This window comes from Streptomyces sp. NPDC096176 (assembly GCF_044763255.1).
Classification (GTDB): Bacteria; Actinomycetota; Actinomycetes; order Streptomycetales; family Streptomycetaceae; genus Streptomyces.
Window position 1 is genome coordinate 1 of sequence record NZ_JBIWFV010000001.1, and the last position, 17,682, is coordinate 17,682.

Below are 17,682 nucleotides of genomic sequence, written 5' to 3' on the forward strand. Positions count from 1 at the left end.
AGGCTCCCAGTAGACGACTGGGTTGATAGGCCGGATATGGAAGCCCAGTAATGGGTGGAGTTGACCGGTACTAATAGGCCGAGGGCTTGTCCTCAGTTGCTCGCGTCCACTGTGTTAGTTCTGAAGTAACGAACTCGCCTTGCCGGCTTGTAGTTCGACATCTTCATAGTGTTTCGGTGGTCATTGCGTTAGGGAAACGCCCGGTTACATTCCGAACCCGGAAGCTAAGCCTTTCAGCGCCGATGGTACTGCAGGGGGGACCCTGTGGGAGAGTAGGACGCCGCCGAACAATCATTGTGGGAAAGCCCCGCACCGTCATGGTGCGGGGCTTTTCTGCGTTTGCGGCCATATGAGTTCGATTAGGGTCGACGGCATGCGCTATGACCTCGTCATCTTCGACAACGACGGTGTGCTCGTCGACAGCGAACCCCTGTCCAACACCATCCTGGCCGGCTATCTGACCGAGCTGGGGCACCCCACCTCCTACGAGGACTCCCTGCGCGACTACATGGGTGCCGCGGTCCACCGCATCCATGACCTGGTGCGTGAAAGGACGGGGGAGGCGCTGCCCGCCGACTTCGACGACGTCCTTCACGCTCGCGTCTTTGCCGCGTTCGAGCGGGAGTTGGCGGTCGTGGACGGCGTGACCGAGATACTGGAGAAGCTCCGGGCCGATGGCGTGCCGTACTGCGTGGCCTCGTCAGGGAGTCATGAGCGGATCCGGGTGGGGCACCGCCGGACAGGGCTGGACGGCTGGTTCACGGACGGCATCGTCTTCAGCGCGCAGGACGTGGGCAGGGGCAAGCCGGCGCCCGATCTCTTCCTCCATGCCGCCGAGCGGATGGGCGTGGCGCCGGGGCGGTGCGTGGTCGTAGAGGACAGTCGACTCGGTGTGCAGGCGGCCCTGGCGGCCGGGATGGATGTGTACGGGTTCACTGCCATGACGGCGGAGACGGAACTCGCCGGTGCGAAGGGGTACTTCGGAGCGATGGAAGAGCTGCCCGCACTGCTCGTGTGAGCCGCCTACCGCACGGTAGGACCCGGGCATACGCTGTGCGGCCATGACAGATGCGCGGTTGCGCCACGGACGGGCCTCTCTGGCGTTCAGCTTCTTCTCGCAGGGCGTGGCGTTCGCGCTCCTCGTGACACGTATCCCTGCCGTCCAGGAGCGGTACGGGATATCCGACGCCCTGCTGCCCCTGTTCCTCGCGGCAGTGCCGATCCTCGCCGCTGTGGGGAGCGTGCTGACCGAGCGGCTCGTGCGTCGGACTCCGGTGAGCACGGTGCTGCGGTGGGTGCAGCCGGTGGTGTTTCTCTCCCTGCTCGGTGTTGCGGCAGGGGAGGGGATCTGGCAGGTGGCGGGCGCCCTCGGGGTCTTCGGACTGTCCGTAGGGGCGTTGGACGCGTCGATGAACATGTTGGGGGTCAGCCTTCAACGGGCCTACGGGCGCAGCATCATGCTGGGCTTCCACGCCGCGTACAGCCTCGGCGGGATCATCGGGGCGTCGCTCGCCTGGGCGGGTGCCCACTGGGACCTGGCGCTTGTCGTCTCGTACCTGCCGGTGGTGCTGGTGCTCGTGCCGGCTGCGCTTATGGGAAGCCGGTGGTACGTCGACGCGCGCCGCGCCGAGGTCGTTGAGGAGAGCGTGCAAGGGGCAGCCGCGGGCGGAGTGCCGTTCAAGGTGCTGCTGCCGCTCTGCCTGGTGATGACGTTCGCGTACATCGGGGACTCCACCGTCTCCAACTGGAGCGCCAAGTACCTCCAGGACGTGCTGAAAAGCTCGGAGGAGTTGGCGACCGTCCCGTACAACGCCTACATGGTGACGACGCTCATCGGGCGTGCCGTGGGCGACCTGGGGGTGCGGCGCTTCGGGGCGGTGGTGGTCGTCCGTGCCGGGGCGGTGCTGGCGGCGGCCGGCTTCGGTGTGGTCGCGGTGGCGCCCGGGGCATGGATCGGCATCCTGGGGTTCACGCTGCTGGGCCTCGGGCTGTGCGTGCTCGTGCCGCAGACGTTCGCCGCGGCCGGCCGGCATGCCGAACAGAGCCAGGCCGGTCACTACCACGCCGATGACAGGGAGGCCGGTGAGAGTGACGGCACGGGCCGGAGCGATGCGGCCGTGGCGCGGCTGAACGTTTTCAACTACGTCGGGTTCCTCATCGGCTCGCCCCTTGTGGGGGCGCTCGGGGATGCGTGGAGCTACCGCTGGGCGATGCTGGTGCCGATGCTGCTCGTGCTCGTGACGTTGGTGTACGCCAGGTCGTTCGGCGACGGGGCCGCCCGATACGGTGGCGGGTATGAGCGGCCGCGGGTTGTTGATGTGGGACGAGGCGGTAACGAAGTATGACTTCGGGGACAGCCATCCGATGGATCCGGTGCGGCTCGCGCTGACCATGGGGCTGGTGCGGGCGTACGGGCTCGACCGGGCGATGGACGTGGTCGCCGCGAAGCCCGCAGGGGCGTCGACGCTGCGGCTCGTGCACCGGGAGGACTACATCGAGGCCGTCCGTGCGGCGTCCGCCGACCCGAAGGCGGCGGACCAGTCGTACGGGCTCGGCACGGTCGACGATCCGGCGTTCACGGGGATGCACGAGGCCTCGGCGCTGATCGCCGGGCAGTCGGTCGGCGCGGCGGAGGCCGTGTGGCGGGGTGATGCGGCGCACGCCGTGAACTTCGCGGGCGGGCTGCATCACGCGATGCCGGGCTGCGCGTCCGGTTTCTGCATCTACAACGACGCGTCGCTGGCGATCGCGCGGCTGCTGGAGCTCGGCGCGGAGCGCGTCGCGTACGTCGACGTGGACGTGCACCACGGGGACGGTGTGCAGGCGGCGTTCTGGGACGATCCGCGGGTCCTGACGGTGTCGCTGCACGAGCATCCGCGGACGCTGTTCCCGCAGACCGGCTGGCCGGAGGAGACGGGCGCGGACGGGGCGGCGGTGAACGTGGCGCTGCCGGCGGGCACAGGCGACGAAGGGTGGCTGCGGGCCTTCCACGCGGTGGTGCCCGAACTGCTTGCGGACTTCCGGCCGCAGGTGCTGGTCACACAGCACGGTGCGGACACCCATTTCGAGGACCCGCTGGCGCACTTGGCGGTCTCGCTGGACGCCCAGCGCGCGGTGCAGGAAGCGTGCCACGCGCTCGCGCACGAGCATGCCGAGGGCGGCCGGTGGGTGGCGCTCGGCGGCGGCGGTTACGCGGTCGTCGACGTCGTGCCCCGCTCGTGGACGCATCTGGTGGGGATCGCGGCGCACGAGCCCGTGGACCCCGAGTCGGTCGTCCCGTCGTCATGGCGGGACGAGGTCTACGCGAGGGCACGGCAGTTGGCGCCGGCGCGGATGACCGACGGACGGTGGCCCGTCCGGTGGCGGCCCTGGGAAGAGGGCTACGATCCGGCGGACCGACTGGACCAGGCGGTGCTGGCGACGAGGCGGGCGGTGTTCCCGCTGCGTGGGCTCCTGGCGTAGCTGGAACGTTCCGACAGGCCGGCCCGGAGACAGGCCGGCCCACTGAGGTGTTACGCCAACTGTGGCGGTTTTCCGTGGTTCTCGCGCGGTGATCATCCGGGTGGGCCAGCATCGGGAGCGTGTTGAGCACCGGAGCTTTGCGGGCCCATCTGCTGGCGTCGCGGTTGGCCGGGGATGTCGCCACCTCGCGGGAGGCGAGTCTGCGGAGCTACCGGGCCTTTGTGGCCAGGGATCCCCGGGTCACGATCGGGCTCGACCCCCAGTGGTCCTGGAGTGTGCGCGACATCGTCGCCCTCATGGCGGAGAAGTGCGGGGTCTCGGGGGACCCGGACGATGTGACGGGGACGGATGTCATCGACCCGGAGCGGACCCTGTGCAGGCTCGGCGCGTTCGCTGAGCGGCTGGGCGCGGTGGCCGCGCGAGGCGGGTCCGTGCTGTTCGGGACCGGTCATCCGCACCGTCTGCTCGGGTTCTACGCCGATCTGGCAGACGCCGTGTCGGCGGCCGGCTGTTCCGTACTCACACCCGCGCAGGGGCGATGTATCGACATAACGACCCGGTTCGGCGTACGTACGTACGGCCTCGAGTACGTACGAGGAGTGGCGTTGCTGCATGAAGCCGGAGCGCGGGAGGCCGGCACGCACAGCCATTCGCCGCTACCGGTCAGGGTCGCTCTCCAGGCCGCCGCGGCCGTCGGCGGGCCGCTGCCCGATCTTGTCGTGGGAGACCACGGCTGGGTCTGCGGGGCAGGTCAGCTGGGCATCGAGGCGATCGGACTGGCCGATACGGACGATCCGGCTCTGTTCGTCGGCGAGGTGGAGGGTCAGGTATCGGTCGCGGTTCCGCTTGATGACGCCGTACGGGCCGATTTCTACCGGCCGTTGACGCGCTATGTGCTCAATCGGGCGTGTCTGTCACAGTAGGCGGCTGAGCGCTGCTCCTCTTCCCCACTCGCATCACCCGCCCCTAGTCTGGGCAGTGAGCGCACAGCGACGAAGAGTCACCGGAGGGGAAGCCGGTGCGCGTCGGGTGCGGAAGGTACAGGTGGGTCATGGCTGCTGGCAGCGAGAGGCCTCTCAACGAGGTCAAGTTTCTTACCGTGGCGGAAGTTGCCTCGGTAATGCGGGTGTCGAAGATGACGGTGTACCGCTTGGTGCACAGTGGTCATCTGCCGGCGATTCGGGTGGGGAGGTCCTTCCGGGTACCGGAGCAAGCGGTTCACGAGTATCTCCGCGAATCCTTCGTGGGGGTGGAATCCGCGTAACAGGGGCCGGACGATTCCCCTCGGATTACGTCCCTCACTCGGCGGCAGGTAGGCTAGGCCGACGTAGGTCGTGTGGGCCCAGACGCCCCGCACCGAGTGAAGAGAAGTGAGCGAGGGTAGTCGTGGGCTCTGTTATCAAGAAGCGGCGCAAGCGGATGGCCAAGAAGAAGCACCGCAAGCTGCTCAAGCGCACCCGCGTTCAGCGTCGCAACAAGAAGTAAGCGGCAGCTGTACGTGTCTCGGCCCCTCCACCGACCGGTGGAGGGGCCGAGGTGCTTTCCGGCGCGATGCGGGTCGCGACGTGGCAAAAGTCCGTCGTCGCGTCACCACAGTGCAACAGTGACGCGCTACGGTGACGCCAGGACCTAGGGGAAGGCGCTGATCTTGGGCAAGGTCGTGCTCGTCACCGGAGTGGCCCGGCAACTCGGCGGCCGCCTTGTGCGGCGGATCCAGCGGGATCCCGAAGTGGACCGGGTGATCGGGGTCGACGCCGTGGGTCCCGAGCACCATCTGGGCGGCGCCGAATTCGTACGCGCCGACATCCGGCAGCCCGCGATCGCGAGGGTCCTCGCCGAGCACGACGTCGACACGGTCGTGCACATGGACGTCACCGGGACGCCGCTGGGGGCCGGGGGCCGTACGTCGGTCAAGGAGACCAACGTCATCGGCACCATGCAGCTCCTCGGCGCCTGCCAGAAGTCGCCGACCGTCAAGCGGCTGGTGATCAAGTCGAGTACGAGCGTGTACGGCTCGGCACCGCGCGACCCGGCGGTCTTCACCGAGACGACGCCCCCCAAGTCGTTGCCCAGCGGTGGTTTCGCCAAGGACGCGGTCGAGGTCGAGGGGTATGTGCGCGGGTTCGCCCGTCGCCGCCCGGACGTGGCGGTGTGCGTGCTGCGTTTCGCGAACATCCTCGGACCGTGCGCGGACTCGCCGCTCGCCGAGTTCTTCGCCCTGCCGGTGATGCCCACCGTCTTCGGTTACGACCCCCGGCTGCAGTTCGTCCACGAGGACGACGTCATCGACGTGCTGCGGCTGGCGTTGCACGAGCCGCGCCGCGGCACGCTCAACAGCGGCACCTTCAACATCGCCGGCGAAGGCGTGCTGACGCTCTCCCAGTGCTCGCGGCGGCTGGGGCGGCCGACGATGCCGGTGCTGCTGCCTGCGGTCACCTGGGTGGGCTCCGCGCTGCGGACGATCGGCATCACCGACTTCTCGCCCGAGCAGATCCGGCTGCTGACGCACGGAAGGGTGGTCAGCACCGTCCAGATGCGCGAGACCCTGGGCTTCCGCCCGAAGTACACGACCGCGGAGACCTTCTCGGACTTCGCACGCAGCCGGGGGCCTGGCCTGCTGCCGCCTTCGGTGGTCGCCAGGGCAGTGGACCAGGTCGCGAGCGCGCTGTCCTCGGGGGACGGCGGGCCGGCGGCCCTGCAAAGCCCGCACAGCACCGGACAGCCCGGATAAGGAGCACAGCCGACGATGGCGGACGCCAAGGTCATTCCCTTCGACGACGATCGTTCGCGCGGTGGCGGCGCGCAGCGCCCGGTGCGGCGGCGCTCCGCGGCCGGTGGGCGCCGGAAGGCCGACCCGGCGGTGGGGCGGGACACGGCTGTGAGCCCCCTGCCGGGCCGGCAGGGCGGCGAGGACGGGGACGGCGGTACGAGCGCTCCCGGCGCCTCCCCGGCCGCCTCGATCGCCGCCGGCGCAGCCGGGCTTTCCGGCGAGGCGCCGGGCGGGCAGGAGGCCGCCGAGGAGCCCCGAGGGGTGCCGGGTCCTGCCGTCGGCGACTGGGACCGGAGGATCGCGGGCGGGCTGGCGTTCCTGCGCCGCCGGCTCACCGGCGACTACGAGGTCGACGAGTTCGGCTACGACGCGGAGCTCACCGACCAGGTCCTGATGTCGATGCTGCGGCCGATGTACGAGAAGTACTTCCGCGTCGAGGTGAAGGGCATCGAGAACATCCCGTCGGAGGGCGGGGCGCTGGTGGTGGCCAACCATTCGGGGACGCTGCCCCTGGACGGTCTGATGCTGCAGGTCGGCGTCCACGACAACCATCCGGCGGGCCGTCATCTGCGGCTGCTCGCCGCGGATCTGGTCTTTATGCTGCCCGTGGTCAACGAGCTTGCCCGCAAGGCGGGGCACACGCTGGCGTGCACGGAGGACGCGGAGAGGCTTCTGCAGCGCGGCGAGGTCGTCGGCGTGATGCCCGAGGGTTTCAAGGGCATCGGCAAGCCGTTCGGCGACCGCTACAAGTTGCAGCGTTTCGGGCGCGGCGGCTTTGTCTCGACGGCGCTGCGGGCGGGCGCGCCGATCGTGCCGTGCTCCATCGTCGGGGCCGAGGAGATCTACCCGATGATCGGCAATGCGAAGACGCTGGCGCGGCTGCTGGGCTTCCCGTACTTCCCGATCACGCCGACGTTCCCGTGGCTCGGGCCGCTGGGGGCGGTGCCGCTGCCGACGAAGTGGACGATCCAGTTCGGGGAGCCGATCCCGACGGACGGGTATCCGCCGGAGGCAGCGGAGGACCCGATGCTGATGTTCAACCTCACGGACCAGGTGAGGGAGCAGATCCAGCACACGCTCTACAAGCTGCTGGTGCAGCGCCGGTCGGTGTTCTTCTAGCCGCTCGGAAGCCCGCTGCGGAGACAGGTGTGAGGGGTGGGCCGCGCTCGGGACCCACCCCTCACCCGTGCCGCTCTAGTCGTCCTCCGCGTCGAAGCCGAGACCGGGCAGGAGGCCCGGCAGCAACGGCGGGATGGTGACATCCGGCGTCGGCGGTTCAGAAACCTTGCCGGACGGGGACGGGGTCGCCGCGTCCTTCGGCGGGTCGAACAGGCCGCCCGTGTTGCCGCCGAGCAGGCCGTCCTCCTCCGAGCCGGAGGACGAGCCGGACGGACTGGGCTTGCTGTCCTCGCCGGTGTGGCTGTCGCCACTGCCCGGCGCGGTGGCCGTGGCACTGCCCGGGTCCGTGGTGCGCCCGGAGTCCTGCGACGTGCCCGGGCCCTTCGAGCCGCGGTTCTTCTCGGGGGCGCGGGGCAGCATCGACTCGAGCGGGCCGACCTCTTCGTCTATGGCGTCGAAGGCGGAACTGACCTCGTCGCCGACGTCGGTCAACTGGGCGGGCAGCCGGTCGCGCAGGCCGTTCCACGTGTCGCGGTGCGAGCGCGAGAAGGAATCGAGCGTGGCCATGGGCGCGAGCGAGCCGTCGCGTTCGTAGGCGGCGCTGAGCAGTCGATGGCCTTCCGTGACGTCGTGCCCCATGCCCGTGAGCGCGCGACGGACCTCGCCCAGGGCCTCGTGGTCCAGGCTGCCGGTGCGGCCCCGTTCCATGAGCCGACGGGCTTCGCTGAGGCGGGTCGACGCCTGGCCGAGGTAGAGCTCGCCGCGGTCGGAGTCGTCGTCCGCCAGGCCGAGCTTGAAGTCCTCCATGCCACGCTTCAGCCCGTACAGCGAGTCACCGGGGAGGGCGTCGGAACTGGCAGCAGCCACTCCGCTGAAGGCGCCCGCCGCCACGCCGACGGTCAGCCCGCCTGCCGCGAGCCCTTTCGACCAGCGGGAACGGGGTCGCAACTTCCGGAGCGGGGTTCCCCGATGGGCGCCGCGGCCGGACGTCCGCTGCTCGGGCACCGTAGGGCCCGTGGACGCACCCCCTGCGGCGGCTGTGCCTTCCAGCAGCATCGACTCCATCGCGGCCACAAGCTGTGCACGCTGCACCACTTTGACCTCGGGGTCCATCTCCGGCTTCGGCAGCTCGCCGAGACCGTGGGCCAGGGTCAACAACCGTCCGTGCTCGGGCGGTTCGACCGACTCGTCGGGCTGCTCGGTCGCCTGGTCTTCCAAGGCCTGGGCGAAGGCGTTCGCCCGCCGGTGTGCCGAAACGTTCGCGATCACTGGCGGCACCTCCTCTCGTCATGACGATCGACTCCCTTGGGGTTCCGGAAGGTTGCACACCTTGAGCACATCCACACGAAAGAGTGAGTGGCAGTGGACATGGCGCATCCAGAGGGAGCCTGCATCCCGCACAACGAGCGGCGCGGCACTTGGGTTACGCGCGAAAGATGATCGGACCAGTGCGTCATCAAGGCGTCACCGAGGGTGAGTTGGGGACGGGGGCTGTGGGCGATTGTGGGGGCAGTGTGGGGCGTGGGGAGCGGGGGAGAGGTGGACGGCGGCCGCAGTGGGGAACGATTCAGCGGGCGTCGTCGGGCAGGAGTCGGGCGAGAGTGCGGACCGCCCGGTACTGGAGGGTCTTGATGGCGCCCTCGTTCTTCCCCATCGCTCTGGCCGTCTCCGCGACGGACAGGCCCTGCAGGAAGCGGAGGGTGACGCACTCCTGCTGCTGGGGGTTGAGTTTGCGGACGGCTTCGAGGAGCGCGGCATTGGAAAGGGACTCCAGGACCGAGTCCTCGGGGCTGCGCTCCACCTCGTTGGCGTCGAGCATCTCGCCGGTGGTCACTTCCAGCCGGAAGCGGCTCGACTTGAAGTGGTCGGCGACCAGGTTCCGCGCGATGGTCACCAGCCAGGCGCCGAAGTCGCGGCCCTGCCAGGTGAAGGTCGAGATGCGGCGCAGGGCGCGCAGGAAGGTCTCGCTGGTGAGATCCTCCGCCGTCGCCTTCCCTCCGACGCGGTAGTAGATGTAGCGGTAGACGGTGTCGCTGTACTGGTCGTAGAGCCGGCCGAAGGCCTCGGCCTCGCCCGCCTGCGCGCGTTCGACGAGGTCCATCATGCGGGCGCTGTCACTGTCGGCGGTCGGCCTGCGGGCGGTGGTCGAGCTTCCTGAGCTGCCGCGACCCGACCTCCTGCCCACCGCGGCGCGACCGTCGGCCAGGGCGTAGCAGGGGGCGGCCGGGCCGCTGACGGCGAGGCGTGGTGTGGCGAATGCGGGGACGGCGTTCGCGGCGGGGACAAGGCCGCGCAAGTGGTCGAGGACCGCTGCGCGCAGCGTAGCCAGGCCCGAGGCGTCAACCCCGACGTGTGGGTACACGGGACTCCCAGAGGCAGAGCTTCCATCACGTGCAGTGCGGGACCGTTCACCCGTAGTGGTACCTGGTTGGGGTCCGTCATGCGTCTGAGGAGAATAACGCTTCGTACAGGCAGCGCTACACCCAGTTGCTAAAATCGTCGTTTCCGACGCTTCTGTTACGTCTAGGCGACTGAAGTAGTCGCACATTGTGAGCAATTGTTGATCGAATTACGTCGTCATCTGTCTTATCGGGCGATGCGTTGTGCCCGGCCCGTGACAACGGGACTGGCCGGGGGCCCGGCAGGGTAGGACCAGTGGATTGCCCGCCGACACGCGCGGGAGCGCATGTTCGAGGCGGCCCTGCGAGGGCCCGAAGCACCGGGTGACGAACCCAGTGCCCGAAGTGCCGAGTGCGGCTGGGTGCTCCCGGCTCGTCAGCGGCGTCGGCGGTGGAGGGCGACCGCCGCGGCGGTGCCGCCGGCCAGGGCGCCCACGCCGGCGGCGGCCGGGATGCCGACCTTCGCGGCCTTGCGGCCGGTGCGGTAGTCGCGCAGCCGCCAGTCGCGTTCGCGGGCGTGCTTGCGCAGCTTGGTGTCGGGGTTGATCGCGTACGGGTGGCCGACGAGCGAGAGCATCGGGATGTCGTTGTGGCTGTCGCTGTACGCCGCGCAGCGCGACAGGTCCAGGCCCTCGGCGGATGCCAGGGCGCGTACCGCCTCTGCCTTCGCCGGGCCGTGCAGCGGCTCGCCCACGAGCTTGCCCGTGTAGACGCCCTCCACGGACTCGGCGACTGTGCCGAGTGCGCCGGTCAGGCCGAGACGGCGGGCGATGATCGTCGCGGTCTCGACCGGGGCGGCGGTCACCAGCCACACCTTCTGGCCGGCGTCGAGATGTGCCTGCGCGAGGGCGCGCGTGCCGGGCCAGATGCGGTCGGCCATGTACTCGTCGTAGATCTCCTCGCCGATGCTCATCAGTTCGGAGACGCGGTGGCCCTGGACGATGGAGAGGGCGCTCTCGCGGGCGTCCTGCATGTGCTCGGGGTCCTCGACCCCCGCGAGCCGGAACCACGCCTGCTGCCAGGCGAACCGGGCCAGTTCGCGGCGCTGGAAGAACTTCCGCTTGTACAGGCCCCGTCCGAAGTGGAAGATCGCGGCGCCCTGCATGACCGTGTTGTCGAGGTCGAAGAACGCGGCGGCGTGCTCGTCGCCCGCGACCGGGAACTCAGGTTCCAGGGGAGGGGCGGTGATGTCGAGCGCGTCGAGTGCCTCGATCGTCTGCGAGGACTTTCGTGCTGCCTCGGCTGCTGCTTCGCCCGCGAGCACGCTGCGTGCGGTGGCGGAGCGCCTACGGGGGGTGAGCCATCCCAGTGCGGCCATGTCGTGAGCATAGCCAGTCTGTTCGGTACTTCCCGACACGCCGGGATGCCGTGGCGTGAACACTCCGCAACCGCACTGTTAAAGGGACGGGCGAGAATGGACGCATGGGTCGACTGCTGCGGCGTACTGCGAAGAAGAAGTCGGGTGAACGTCACGTCACTCTCATCGGAAAGCCCGGGTGTCATCTCTGCGACGATGCGCGCGCGGTGGTCGAGGCGGTGTGCGCCGAGACGGGCGCCGTCTGGGAGGAGAAGGACATCACCCAGGACGAGGAGCTGCACCGTGCCTACTGGGAGCAGATTCCCGTCGTGCTGGTCGACGGCGAGCAGCACACGTTCTGGAAGGTGGACGCCGGGCGGCTGCGTCGCGCGCTGGGCGGGTAGGGGGCGGAGCTGTCTCCCGTCGCCTCCCGGCCCTGTCGGGACGCGTCGTCGGCAGGGCACAGTGGGCGGAGTCAGGCGGTCTCGGGGGGCGGATTCGAGAGGAGTGTGTACCGTTTTGCCCTCTTCGGCACCTGAACGGTCACCGAGGGTTCACGGTTCCGTGATTCGGCCGCGGAATTGCGTGACCCCGGTCACTTTGGATGGACAAAGCGGACACCATCTTTGTGCACGCGTTCACAAAGACATAGCCTGCTGTCGACGGGGCGGTCGGGAGACACACGGCCGCCTGCAGCCTCGCTCATCCCCCAGGAGCACCGTGGCAACTGGCCGAAATCACCGACCGGCGACCCGTAGCCGAGGAATCCCCGAGGCCACCGTCGCCCGCCTCCCGCTCTACCTGCGCGCACTGACCGCGCTGTCCGAGCGGTCCGTACCCACGGTCTCCTCCGAGGAGCTCGCGGCCGCGGCAGGCGTCAACTCCGCGAAGCTGCGCAAGGACTTCTCCTACCTCGGCTCGTACGGGACCCGCGGTGTCGGTTACGACGTGGAGTATCTCGTCTACCAGATCTCCCGTGAACTGGGGCTGACCCAGGACTGGCCGGTTGTGATCGTAGGAATCGGTAATCTCGGCGCCGCACTCGCCAACTACGGCGGCTTCGCGTCCCGCGGTTTCCGTGTCGCCGCGCTGATCGACGCCGACCCGGCAATGGCCGGAAAGCCGGTCGCGGGCATCCCGGTGCAGCACACGGACGAGCTCGAGAAGATCATCAGCGACAACGGCGTCTCGATCGGCGTCATCTCCACGCCCGCGGGCGCCGCTCAGCAGGTGTGCGAGCGTCTGATCGCCGCCGGTGTCACCTCGATCCTGAACTTCGCCCCGACGGTGCTGTCCGTTCCCGACGGCGTCGACGTGCGCAAGGTCGACCTCTCGATCGAGCTGCAGATCCTCGCCTTCCACGAGCAGCGGAAGGCCGGCGAGGAGGCCGAGGCGGCGGGCCGCAAGGGCCCCGACGGTGGCATGTCCGCGGTGATGCCGGCATGAGTCTCCTGGTCGTCGGGCTGAGCCACCGCAGCGCCCCCGTGAGCGTGCTGGAGCGGGCATCGCTCAGCACGGACGCGCGGATCAAGCTGCTGCAGGACACCCTGGCCGCGGAACCCGCCACCGAAGCGGCGGTGCTGGCCACGTGCAACCGCATCGAGCTGTACGCGGACGTCGACAAGTTCCACGCCGGAGTCGCCGAGCTGTCGACCCTGCTCGCCCAGCACAGCGGTGTGGGCCTCGAGGAGCTCACCCCCTATCTCTACGTCCACTACGAGGACCGGGCCGTCCACCACCTCTTCTCGGTGGCCTGCGGTCTGGACTCGATGGTCGTCGGCGAGGGCCAGATCCTCGGGCAGATCAAGGACGCACTGGCGCTCGGGCAGGAACTGCACACCGCCGGGCGGCTGATCAACGACCTCTTCCAGCAGGCGCTGCGCGTAGGCAAGCGCGCGCACAGCGAGACCGGGATCGACAGGGCCGGGCAGTCGCTCGTCACCTTCGGCCTCGAGCAGCTCGCCGCGGGCGTGCCGGTCGAGCGGTGGGCCGCGGACAAGCGGGCGCTGGTCATCGGTGCCGGTTCGATGTCCTCGCTGGCCGCGACGACGCTGGCGCGCCTCGGCGTGCGTGAGCTCGTCGTCGCCAACCGGACCATGGAGCGCGCGGAGCGGTTGGCCGCTGTGCTGTCCGAGTCCGGCATCGGCGCGCAGGCCGTGCCCATGGCGGACGTGTCCGCCGAGCTGACCCGCGCCGACGTGGTCGTGTCGTGCACCGGTGCCACGGGGCTCGTGCTGACCGCGGAGTCGGTCGCGGCGGCGCTGGCGCAGCACGTGGTCCCCGACAGCGTTGCCCGGACGGACCTGCGGGCTCCCGGGGGAAGCGTCGTCGCTCGCCTGGCCGCCGCGGCGGCCCGCGACGGCCGCGTCGCGGAACTGCCGGGCGGCGCGGACGACCTGGCGGGCCTGCCCGGCGTCGACCGGGCCGGTGGCCCGGACGCGGGCGTGGCCGAGTCCAGGCCCACCGGTGACGCCGTGCGGCCGGATTCCGGCGACGCCGCAGGAGCGAACGTTGCCCAAGGCGCCGAGAGCGCCGTCCGTGCCGAAGGCGCGGTCGGAGGCGAGTGCCCCGTCGGGCTCGACGACTCCCTGGTGCAGCACGGTGCGTGGGTCGACAACGGCTCCCGCGCGCCCCGTAACGCGATCACCGGCACGGTCACGCCGCACGGCAACGGGCCGGTACGGCTCGCGCTGCTCGACCTGGCCATGCCCCGCGACATCGACGCCGCGGTCCACCGCCTCCCGGGCGTACGGCTCGTCGACATCGAGTCCCTCGCGGAGGCCTCCGCCGACGCGCCGATGGCCGCCGACGTGGACCAGGTCCGCTCCATCGTCTCCGGCGAGGTCGCCGCTTTCGGCGCAGCCCAGCGCGCCGCGCACATCACGCCGACTGTGGTGGCCCTGCGCACCATGGCCGCCGATGTCGTCGCGGGCGAGATGGCACGGCTCGAGGGGCGGCTGACCGGACTCGACGAGCGGCAGCGCGCCGAGATCACCCAGACCGTGCGCCGCGTGGTGGACAAGCTCCTGCACGCGCCCACCGTGCGGGTCAAGCAGCTGGCCGGCGAACCCGGCGGCGCCGGGTACGCGGACGCGCTGCGGACCCTCTTCGACCTCGACCCGGAGACGGTCGCCTCCGTCAGCCGGGCCGACCTGAATGACGCAGACGTCAAGAACCGAGGGCGAGTATGACCGAGAGGGCACTGAGGCTCGGGACCAGGCGCAGCAAGCTGGCCATGGCCCAGTCCGGGCAAGTGGCTGAGGCGGTGCGCCAGTCGACCGGCCGCGCCGTCGAGCTCGTCGAGATCACGACGTACGGGGACGTCTCCCGTGAGCATCTCGCGCAGATCGGCGGGACGGGCGTGTTCGTCGCCGCGCTGCGCGAGGCGCTGGCCCGCGGGGAGGTCGACTTCGCCGTTCACTCACTGAAGGACCTGCCGACCACGCAGCCCGACGAACTGGCGCTCGCGGCCGTGCCGAAGCGCGAGGACCCGCGGGACGTGCTGATCGCGCGCGACGGCCTGACCTTCGAGCAGCTGCCGAACGGCGCGCGCGTGGGCACCGGTTCGCCGCGCCGGATGGCGCAGCTGAACGCGTACGCCCGCACGCACGGGCTGACGATCGAGACGGTGCCGATCCGCGGCAACGTCGACACCCGCATCGGATTTGTGCGGAACGGGGAGCTCGACGCCGTCGTGCTCGCCGCGGCCGGACTCAACCGCATCGGCAGGACCGACGAGGTGACCGACTTCCTGTCGGTCGACTTCGTCCTGCCGGCCCCCGGCCAGGGGGCACTGGCCATCGAGTGCGCCGCGGACAACGCGGACCTCGTAGCCGCGCTCGCCGAGCTCGACGACCCGCTCACCCGGGCCGCCGTGACCGCCGAGCGATCCCTGCTCGCCGCCCTGGAGGCCGGCTGCTCCGCACCTGTGGGTGCGCTGGCCGACCTGTTGGGCGACGGACAGGATGCCACCGAAATGCGCCTGCGCGGCGTCGTCGGCACGACCGACGGCTCGACGCTGGTGCAGCTGTCCACCACCGGCTCCGTACCCACGTCGCACGGCGACGCGGTGGCGCTCGGACGCGAACTCGCGCACGAGATGCTTGCCAAGGGTGCGGCCGGTCTTATGGGGGAGCGAGCACTTTGAGCCCCACCGCCTCGAACCATCCGGCCTTTCCCGCCCACGGGCACGTCACCTTCCTGGGTGCCGGTCCCGGCGATCCCGGTCTGCTGACTCTGCGCGCCGTCGAGGCGCTCGCCGGCGCCGACGTGCTGATCGCCGAACCGCATGTGCTCGACGTAGTTCGCGGCCATGCGCGGGCGAGCGTAAGCACGCCTGAGCTGACGGTTGTTGACGACGCGTCAACCTCCGCCGGGATCCCCGTCCTCAGGGATGCGGCCAATCTTGTCATGGAGGCCGCGCGGGGCGGCAAGCGGGTCGTCCGTGCGGTGACGGGCGACCCGGGCCTGGACACGAACGCAGGTCAGGAGATGCTCGCGTGCGCCGCCGAGGGGATTCCCTTCGAGGTCGTGCCGGGTGTCGCCACCGCGGTGGGCGTGCCCGCGTACGCCGGAGTCCCGCTCCGTGACGAGCACGGCACGGACGTCCGCTTCATCGACGCGCGGACCGCCTCCGACCGGTGCTGGGCCGAGACGGGTGCGAGCGACGGCACCGTCGTCGTCACCACCACCTTGGAGACCGTCGCCGCGACGGCCGGCGAACTCGTCGCCGCAGGCCGCAAGCCGGACACCCCACTGACCGTCACCGTCGCCGGTACGACGACGCGGCAGCGGACGTGGACGGCGACCCTCGGCACGATCGCGCAGACCCTGAAGCAGGCGAAGGTGCTGCCGTCTCCCGAGGGCCATCAGCCCGTCATAGCCGTGGTCGGTGAGCGCAGCGCCGCCGCGCAGCGCGATCAGCTCGCGTGGTTCGAGTCCAAGCCGCTCTTCGGGTGGCGGGTGCTCGTGCCGCGCACGAAGGAGCAGGCCGCGTCGCTCTCCGACCAGCTTCGTTCGTACGGCGCGGTGCCGCACGAGGTCCCGACGATCGCCGTCGAACCGCCGCGGACACCGCAGCAGATGGAGCGCGCGGTCAAGGGACTCGTGACCGGCCGCTACGAGTGGATCGCCTTCACCTCCGTCAACGCGGTCAAGGCGGTGCGGGAGAAGTTCGAGGAGTACGGGCTCGACGCGCGCGCCTTCGCCGGGATCAAGGTCGCGGCGGTCGGCGAACAGACCGCCGCCGCGCTCGTGGACTTCGGTGTGAAGCCCGACCTCGTACCGAGCGGCGAGCAGTCCGCGGCCGGTCTGCTGGAGGACTGGCCTCCGTACGACCCGGTCTTCGACCCGATCGACCGCGTCTTCCTGCCGCGCGCCGACATCGCGACCGAGACGCTGGTCGCGGGTCTCATCGACCTCGGGTGGGAGGTCGACGACGTGACCGCCTACCGGACGGTCCGTGCGTCGCCGCCGCCGGCGGACACGCGCGAGGCGATCAAGGGCGGCGGCTTCGACGCGGTGCTCTTCACGTCCTCGTCGACGGTGCGGAACCTGGTCGGCATCGCCGGCAAGCCGCACAACGTCACCGTGATCGCGTGCATCGGTCCTGCGACCGCGAAGACCGCGGAGGAGCACGGGCTGCGGGTGGACGTGCTGTCCCCGGAGCCGTCGGTGCACCGCCTGGCCGAGGCCCTCGCCGAGTTCGGCGCGGCGCGCCGCGCTGCGGCGGTCGAGGCGGGCGAGCACGTGACGCGGCCGTCCGAGCGGCGGCCCGGCGGACGGCGGAGACGCACGACGACCTGACGACGACCGGGTGCCTACGGGTGTGGGCGGGTAGAGGTTCTTTCCTCTGCCCGCCCTTTTCCGTAGCCGGAGGCTCCGCCCCGCCCCTTGGCCGAGCCGTGCCCGCAGCAGCCACGCCCCGCGGGCACGGCTGCTGCGGGCACGGGGCGGGGGCATTGCGCCCGGGCGCCCCGGCGGTGATGTAGGCAAGGTCGAAGGCGGGCCCGCCGGCGCTCCATGGCCGGTGTCCCCTTCCGCAGAATGGGTTAAATTGGCGCAAAAGTAATAAATGGTTGCCCGGGGTGCTCGGATCGGTGGAGTTCAGCCCGTTCGGCAGGAGCCTGTTCCTCCGGTATCGGCAGCCGAGAGGCAAGGGCCCAGCCATCTGCGTACCCGCACCGGTCAGGAGGCTGCTCATGGAGCCATGGCTGATCTGGTTGATCATCGCGGCGGTGTTGGCCGTGGCGGAGATCTTCACCCTCACTGCTGCGCTCGGAATTCTGGGTGGTGCCGCGCTGGTCACAGCGGGATCCGCCGCGGTCGGACTCCCGCTGTCCCTGCAACTTCTGGTGTTCGCCGTCGTCGCTGCGGCCGGCCTGCTGTTCCTGCGCCCTCTCGCGTTGCGCCGTGTGCGCCGGTCCCCGGCCGAGCGATTCGGCGTGGACGCTCTGGTCGGCAGTGCTGCCTATGTCGTATCCGAGGTGACCGGCATGGGTGGCAGGGTGCGCATCGGCGGCGAGGAATGGACGGCCCGCGCCTATGACGAGACGCTGGTGATCCCTCCTGGAACGACCGTCGACGTCATCGAGATCACCGGAGCCACCGCGCTCGTCTATCCCCGGGAGTGAACC

General features: G+C 70.2%; 17 protein-coding genes and 2 rRNA genes. 16 read left to right on the forward strand and 3 right to left on the reverse strand.

Annotation, left to right across the window (positions count from 1 at the left end; translation table 11 throughout):
* From ACIQ7Q_RS00005 to ACIQ7Q_RS00050, 10 genes are all read left to right on the forward strand, one after another.
* Positions 1 to 94, forward strand: a 23S ribosomal RNA gene (locus ACIQ7Q_RS00005); the annotation flags it as partial.
* Between the two features lie 78 nt (positions 95 to 172).
* A 5S ribosomal RNA gene (gene rrf, locus ACIQ7Q_RS00010) occupies positions 173 to 289 on the forward strand.
* An 84-nt stretch (positions 290 to 373) separates the two neighbouring features.
* Complete coding sequence (locus ACIQ7Q_RS00015) at positions 374 to 1,018, forward strand: HAD family hydrolase (protein WP_403854471.1); 645 nt, start codon at positions 374 to 376, stop codon at positions 1,016 to 1,018.
* A gap of 43 nt (positions 1,019 to 1,061) precedes the next feature.
* Complete coding sequence (locus ACIQ7Q_RS00020) at positions 1,062 to 2,345, forward strand: MFS transporter (protein ID WP_403854474.1); 1,284 nt, start codon at positions 1,062 to 1,064, stop codon at positions 2,343 to 2,345.
* Complete coding sequence (locus tag ACIQ7Q_RS00025; protein WP_403854477.1) at positions 2,296 to 3,462, forward strand: acetoin utilization protein AcuC; 1,167 nt, start codon at positions 2,296 to 2,298, stop codon at positions 3,460 to 3,462. The genes ACIQ7Q_RS00020 and ACIQ7Q_RS00025 overlap by 50 nt, the downstream gene beginning before the upstream one ends.
* 119 nt (positions 3,463 to 3,581) lie before the next feature.
* Entirely contained in the window at positions 3,582 to 4,385 is an 804-nt protein-coding gene (locus ACIQ7Q_RS00030) for a phosphatase (protein ID WP_403854480.1), read from the forward strand.
* A 128-nt stretch (positions 4,386 to 4,513) separates the two neighbouring features.
* Positions 4,514 to 4,726: a helix-turn-helix domain-containing protein gene (locus ACIQ7Q_RS00035; protein WP_014046653.1), complete on the forward strand. Its 213-nt coding sequence runs from the start codon at positions 4,514 to 4,516 to the stop codon at positions 4,724 to 4,726.
* A gap of 122 nt (positions 4,727 to 4,848) precedes the next feature.
* Positions 4,849 to 4,947, forward strand: coding sequence for a 30S ribosomal protein bS22 (locus ACIQ7Q_RS00040; protein ID WP_003948845.1), 99 nt, complete (start codon positions 4,849 to 4,851; stop codon positions 4,945 to 4,947).
* Between the two features lie 163 nt (positions 4,948 to 5,110).
* The gene (locus tag ACIQ7Q_RS00045; protein WP_403854483.1) at positions 5,111 to 6,193 is read left to right on the forward strand and encodes an NAD-dependent epimerase/dehydratase family protein; all 1,083 of its coding nucleotides are present in this window, start codon (positions 5,111 to 5,113) and stop codon (positions 6,191 to 6,193) included.
* Positions 6,194 to 6,208: 15 nt separating this feature from the next.
* Positions 6,209 to 7,351, forward strand: coding sequence for a lysophospholipid acyltransferase family protein (locus ACIQ7Q_RS00050; protein WP_403854486.1), 1,143 nt, complete (start codon positions 6,209 to 6,211; stop codon positions 7,349 to 7,351).
* A gap of 75 nt (positions 7,352 to 7,426) precedes the next feature.
* Here ACIQ7Q_RS00050 and ACIQ7Q_RS00055 read toward each other — a convergent pair whose 3' ends face one another.
* The 3 genes from ACIQ7Q_RS00055 to ACIQ7Q_RS00065 all read right to left on the reverse strand — a co-directional run bounded on the left by ACIQ7Q_RS00055 (position 7,427) and on the right by ACIQ7Q_RS00065 (position 11,068).
* On the reverse strand, positions 7,427 to 8,620 hold the full coding sequence (locus tag ACIQ7Q_RS00055) for a DUF5667 domain-containing protein (protein ID WP_403854489.1): 1,194 nt from the start codon (positions 8,618 to 8,620) through the stop codon (positions 7,427 to 7,429).
* 298 nt (positions 8,621 to 8,918) lie between these two features.
* On the reverse strand, positions 8,919 to 9,713 hold the full coding sequence (locus tag ACIQ7Q_RS00060; RefSeq protein WP_356638540.1) for an ECF subfamily RNA polymerase sigma factor, BldN family: 795 nt from the start codon (positions 9,711 to 9,713) through the stop codon (positions 8,919 to 8,921).
* 413 nt (positions 9,714 to 10,126) lie between these two features.
* Positions 10,127 to 11,068 carry an HAD family hydrolase gene (locus ACIQ7Q_RS00065; protein ID WP_403854492.1) on the reverse strand — a complete coding sequence of 314 codons (942 nt, stop codon included), beginning with the start codon at positions 11,066 to 11,068 and terminating at the stop codon, positions 10,127 to 10,129.
* 104 nt (positions 11,069 to 11,172) lie between these two features.
* Here ACIQ7Q_RS00065 and ACIQ7Q_RS00070 point away from each other — a divergent pair, with 104 nt between their 5' ends.
* The 6 genes from ACIQ7Q_RS00070 to ACIQ7Q_RS00095 all read left to right on the forward strand — a co-directional run bounded on the left by ACIQ7Q_RS00070 (position 11,173) and on the right by ACIQ7Q_RS00095 (position 17,679).
* Positions 11,173 to 11,451, forward strand: coding sequence for a glutaredoxin family protein (locus ACIQ7Q_RS00070; RefSeq protein ID WP_403854495.1), 279 nt, complete (start codon positions 11,173 to 11,175; stop codon positions 11,449 to 11,451).
* A 316-nt stretch (positions 11,452 to 11,767) separates the two neighbouring features.
* Complete coding sequence (locus ACIQ7Q_RS00075) at positions 11,768 to 12,493, forward strand: redox-sensing transcriptional repressor Rex (protein WP_356638537.1); 726 nt, start codon at positions 11,768 to 11,770, stop codon at positions 12,491 to 12,493.
* A complete protein-coding gene (locus ACIQ7Q_RS00080; protein WP_403854498.1) occupies positions 12,490 to 14,238 on the forward strand; it encodes a glutamyl-tRNA reductase in 1,749 nt (582 codons plus the stop codon). The genes ACIQ7Q_RS00075 and ACIQ7Q_RS00080 overlap by 4 nt, the downstream gene beginning before the upstream one ends.
* Positions 14,235 to 15,194 carry a hydroxymethylbilane synthase gene (hemC, locus tag ACIQ7Q_RS00085; protein WP_403854501.1) on the forward strand — a complete coding sequence of 320 codons (960 nt, stop codon included), beginning with the start codon at positions 14,235 to 14,237 and terminating at the stop codon, positions 15,192 to 15,194. The genes ACIQ7Q_RS00080 and hemC overlap by 4 nt, the downstream gene beginning before the upstream one ends.
* Positions 15,191 to 16,852: a uroporphyrinogen-III synthase gene (locus tag ACIQ7Q_RS00090; RefSeq protein WP_403854504.1), complete on the forward strand. Its 1,662-nt coding sequence runs from the start codon at positions 15,191 to 15,193 to the stop codon at positions 16,850 to 16,852. The genes hemC and ACIQ7Q_RS00090 overlap by 4 nt, the downstream gene beginning before the upstream one ends.
* A gap of 395 nt (positions 16,853 to 17,247) precedes the next feature.
* Positions 17,248 to 17,679, forward strand: coding sequence for an NfeD family protein (locus ACIQ7Q_RS00095; protein WP_403854507.1), 432 nt, complete (start codon positions 17,248 to 17,250; stop codon positions 17,677 to 17,679).
* Positions 17,680 to 17,682 lie beyond the last annotated feature (3 nt).

Coding starts and splice junctions, on each gene's coding strand:
- ACIQ7Q_RS00065 (WP_403854492.1), bottom strand. CDS start 11,068: ATGGCCGCACTGGGATGGCTCACCCCCCGTAGGCGCTCCGCCACCGCA.
- ACIQ7Q_RS00050 (WP_403854486.1), top strand. CDS start 6,209: ATGGCGGACGCCAAGGTCATTCCCTTCGACGACGATCGTTCGCGCGGT.
- ACIQ7Q_RS00070 (WP_403854495.1), top strand. CDS start 11,173: ATGGGTCGACTGCTGCGGCGTACTGCGAAGAAGAAGTCGGGTGAACGT.
- ACIQ7Q_RS00035 (WP_014046653.1), top strand. CDS start 4,514: ATGGCTGCTGGCAGCGAGAGGCCTCTCAACGAGGTCAAGTTTCTTACC.
- ACIQ7Q_RS00025 (WP_403854477.1), top strand. CDS start 2,296: ATGAGCGGCCGCGGGTTGTTGATGTGGGACGAGGCGGTAACGAAGTAT.
- ACIQ7Q_RS00095 (WP_403854507.1), top strand. CDS start 17,248: ATGGAGCCATGGCTGATCTGGTTGATCATCGCGGCGGTGTTGGCCGTG.
- ACIQ7Q_RS00080 (WP_403854498.1), top strand. CDS start 12,490: ATGAGTCTCCTGGTCGTCGGGCTGAGCCACCGCAGCGCCCCCGTGAGC.
- hemC (WP_403854501.1), top strand. CDS start 14,235: ATGACCGAGAGGGCACTGAGGCTCGGGACCAGGCGCAGCAAGCTGGCC.
- ACIQ7Q_RS00020 (WP_403854474.1), top strand. CDS start 1,062: ATGACAGATGCGCGGTTGCGCCACGGACGGGCCTCTCTGGCGTTCAGC.
- ACIQ7Q_RS00015 (WP_403854471.1), top strand. CDS start 374: ATGCGCTATGACCTCGTCATCTTCGACAACGACGGTGTGCTCGTCGAC.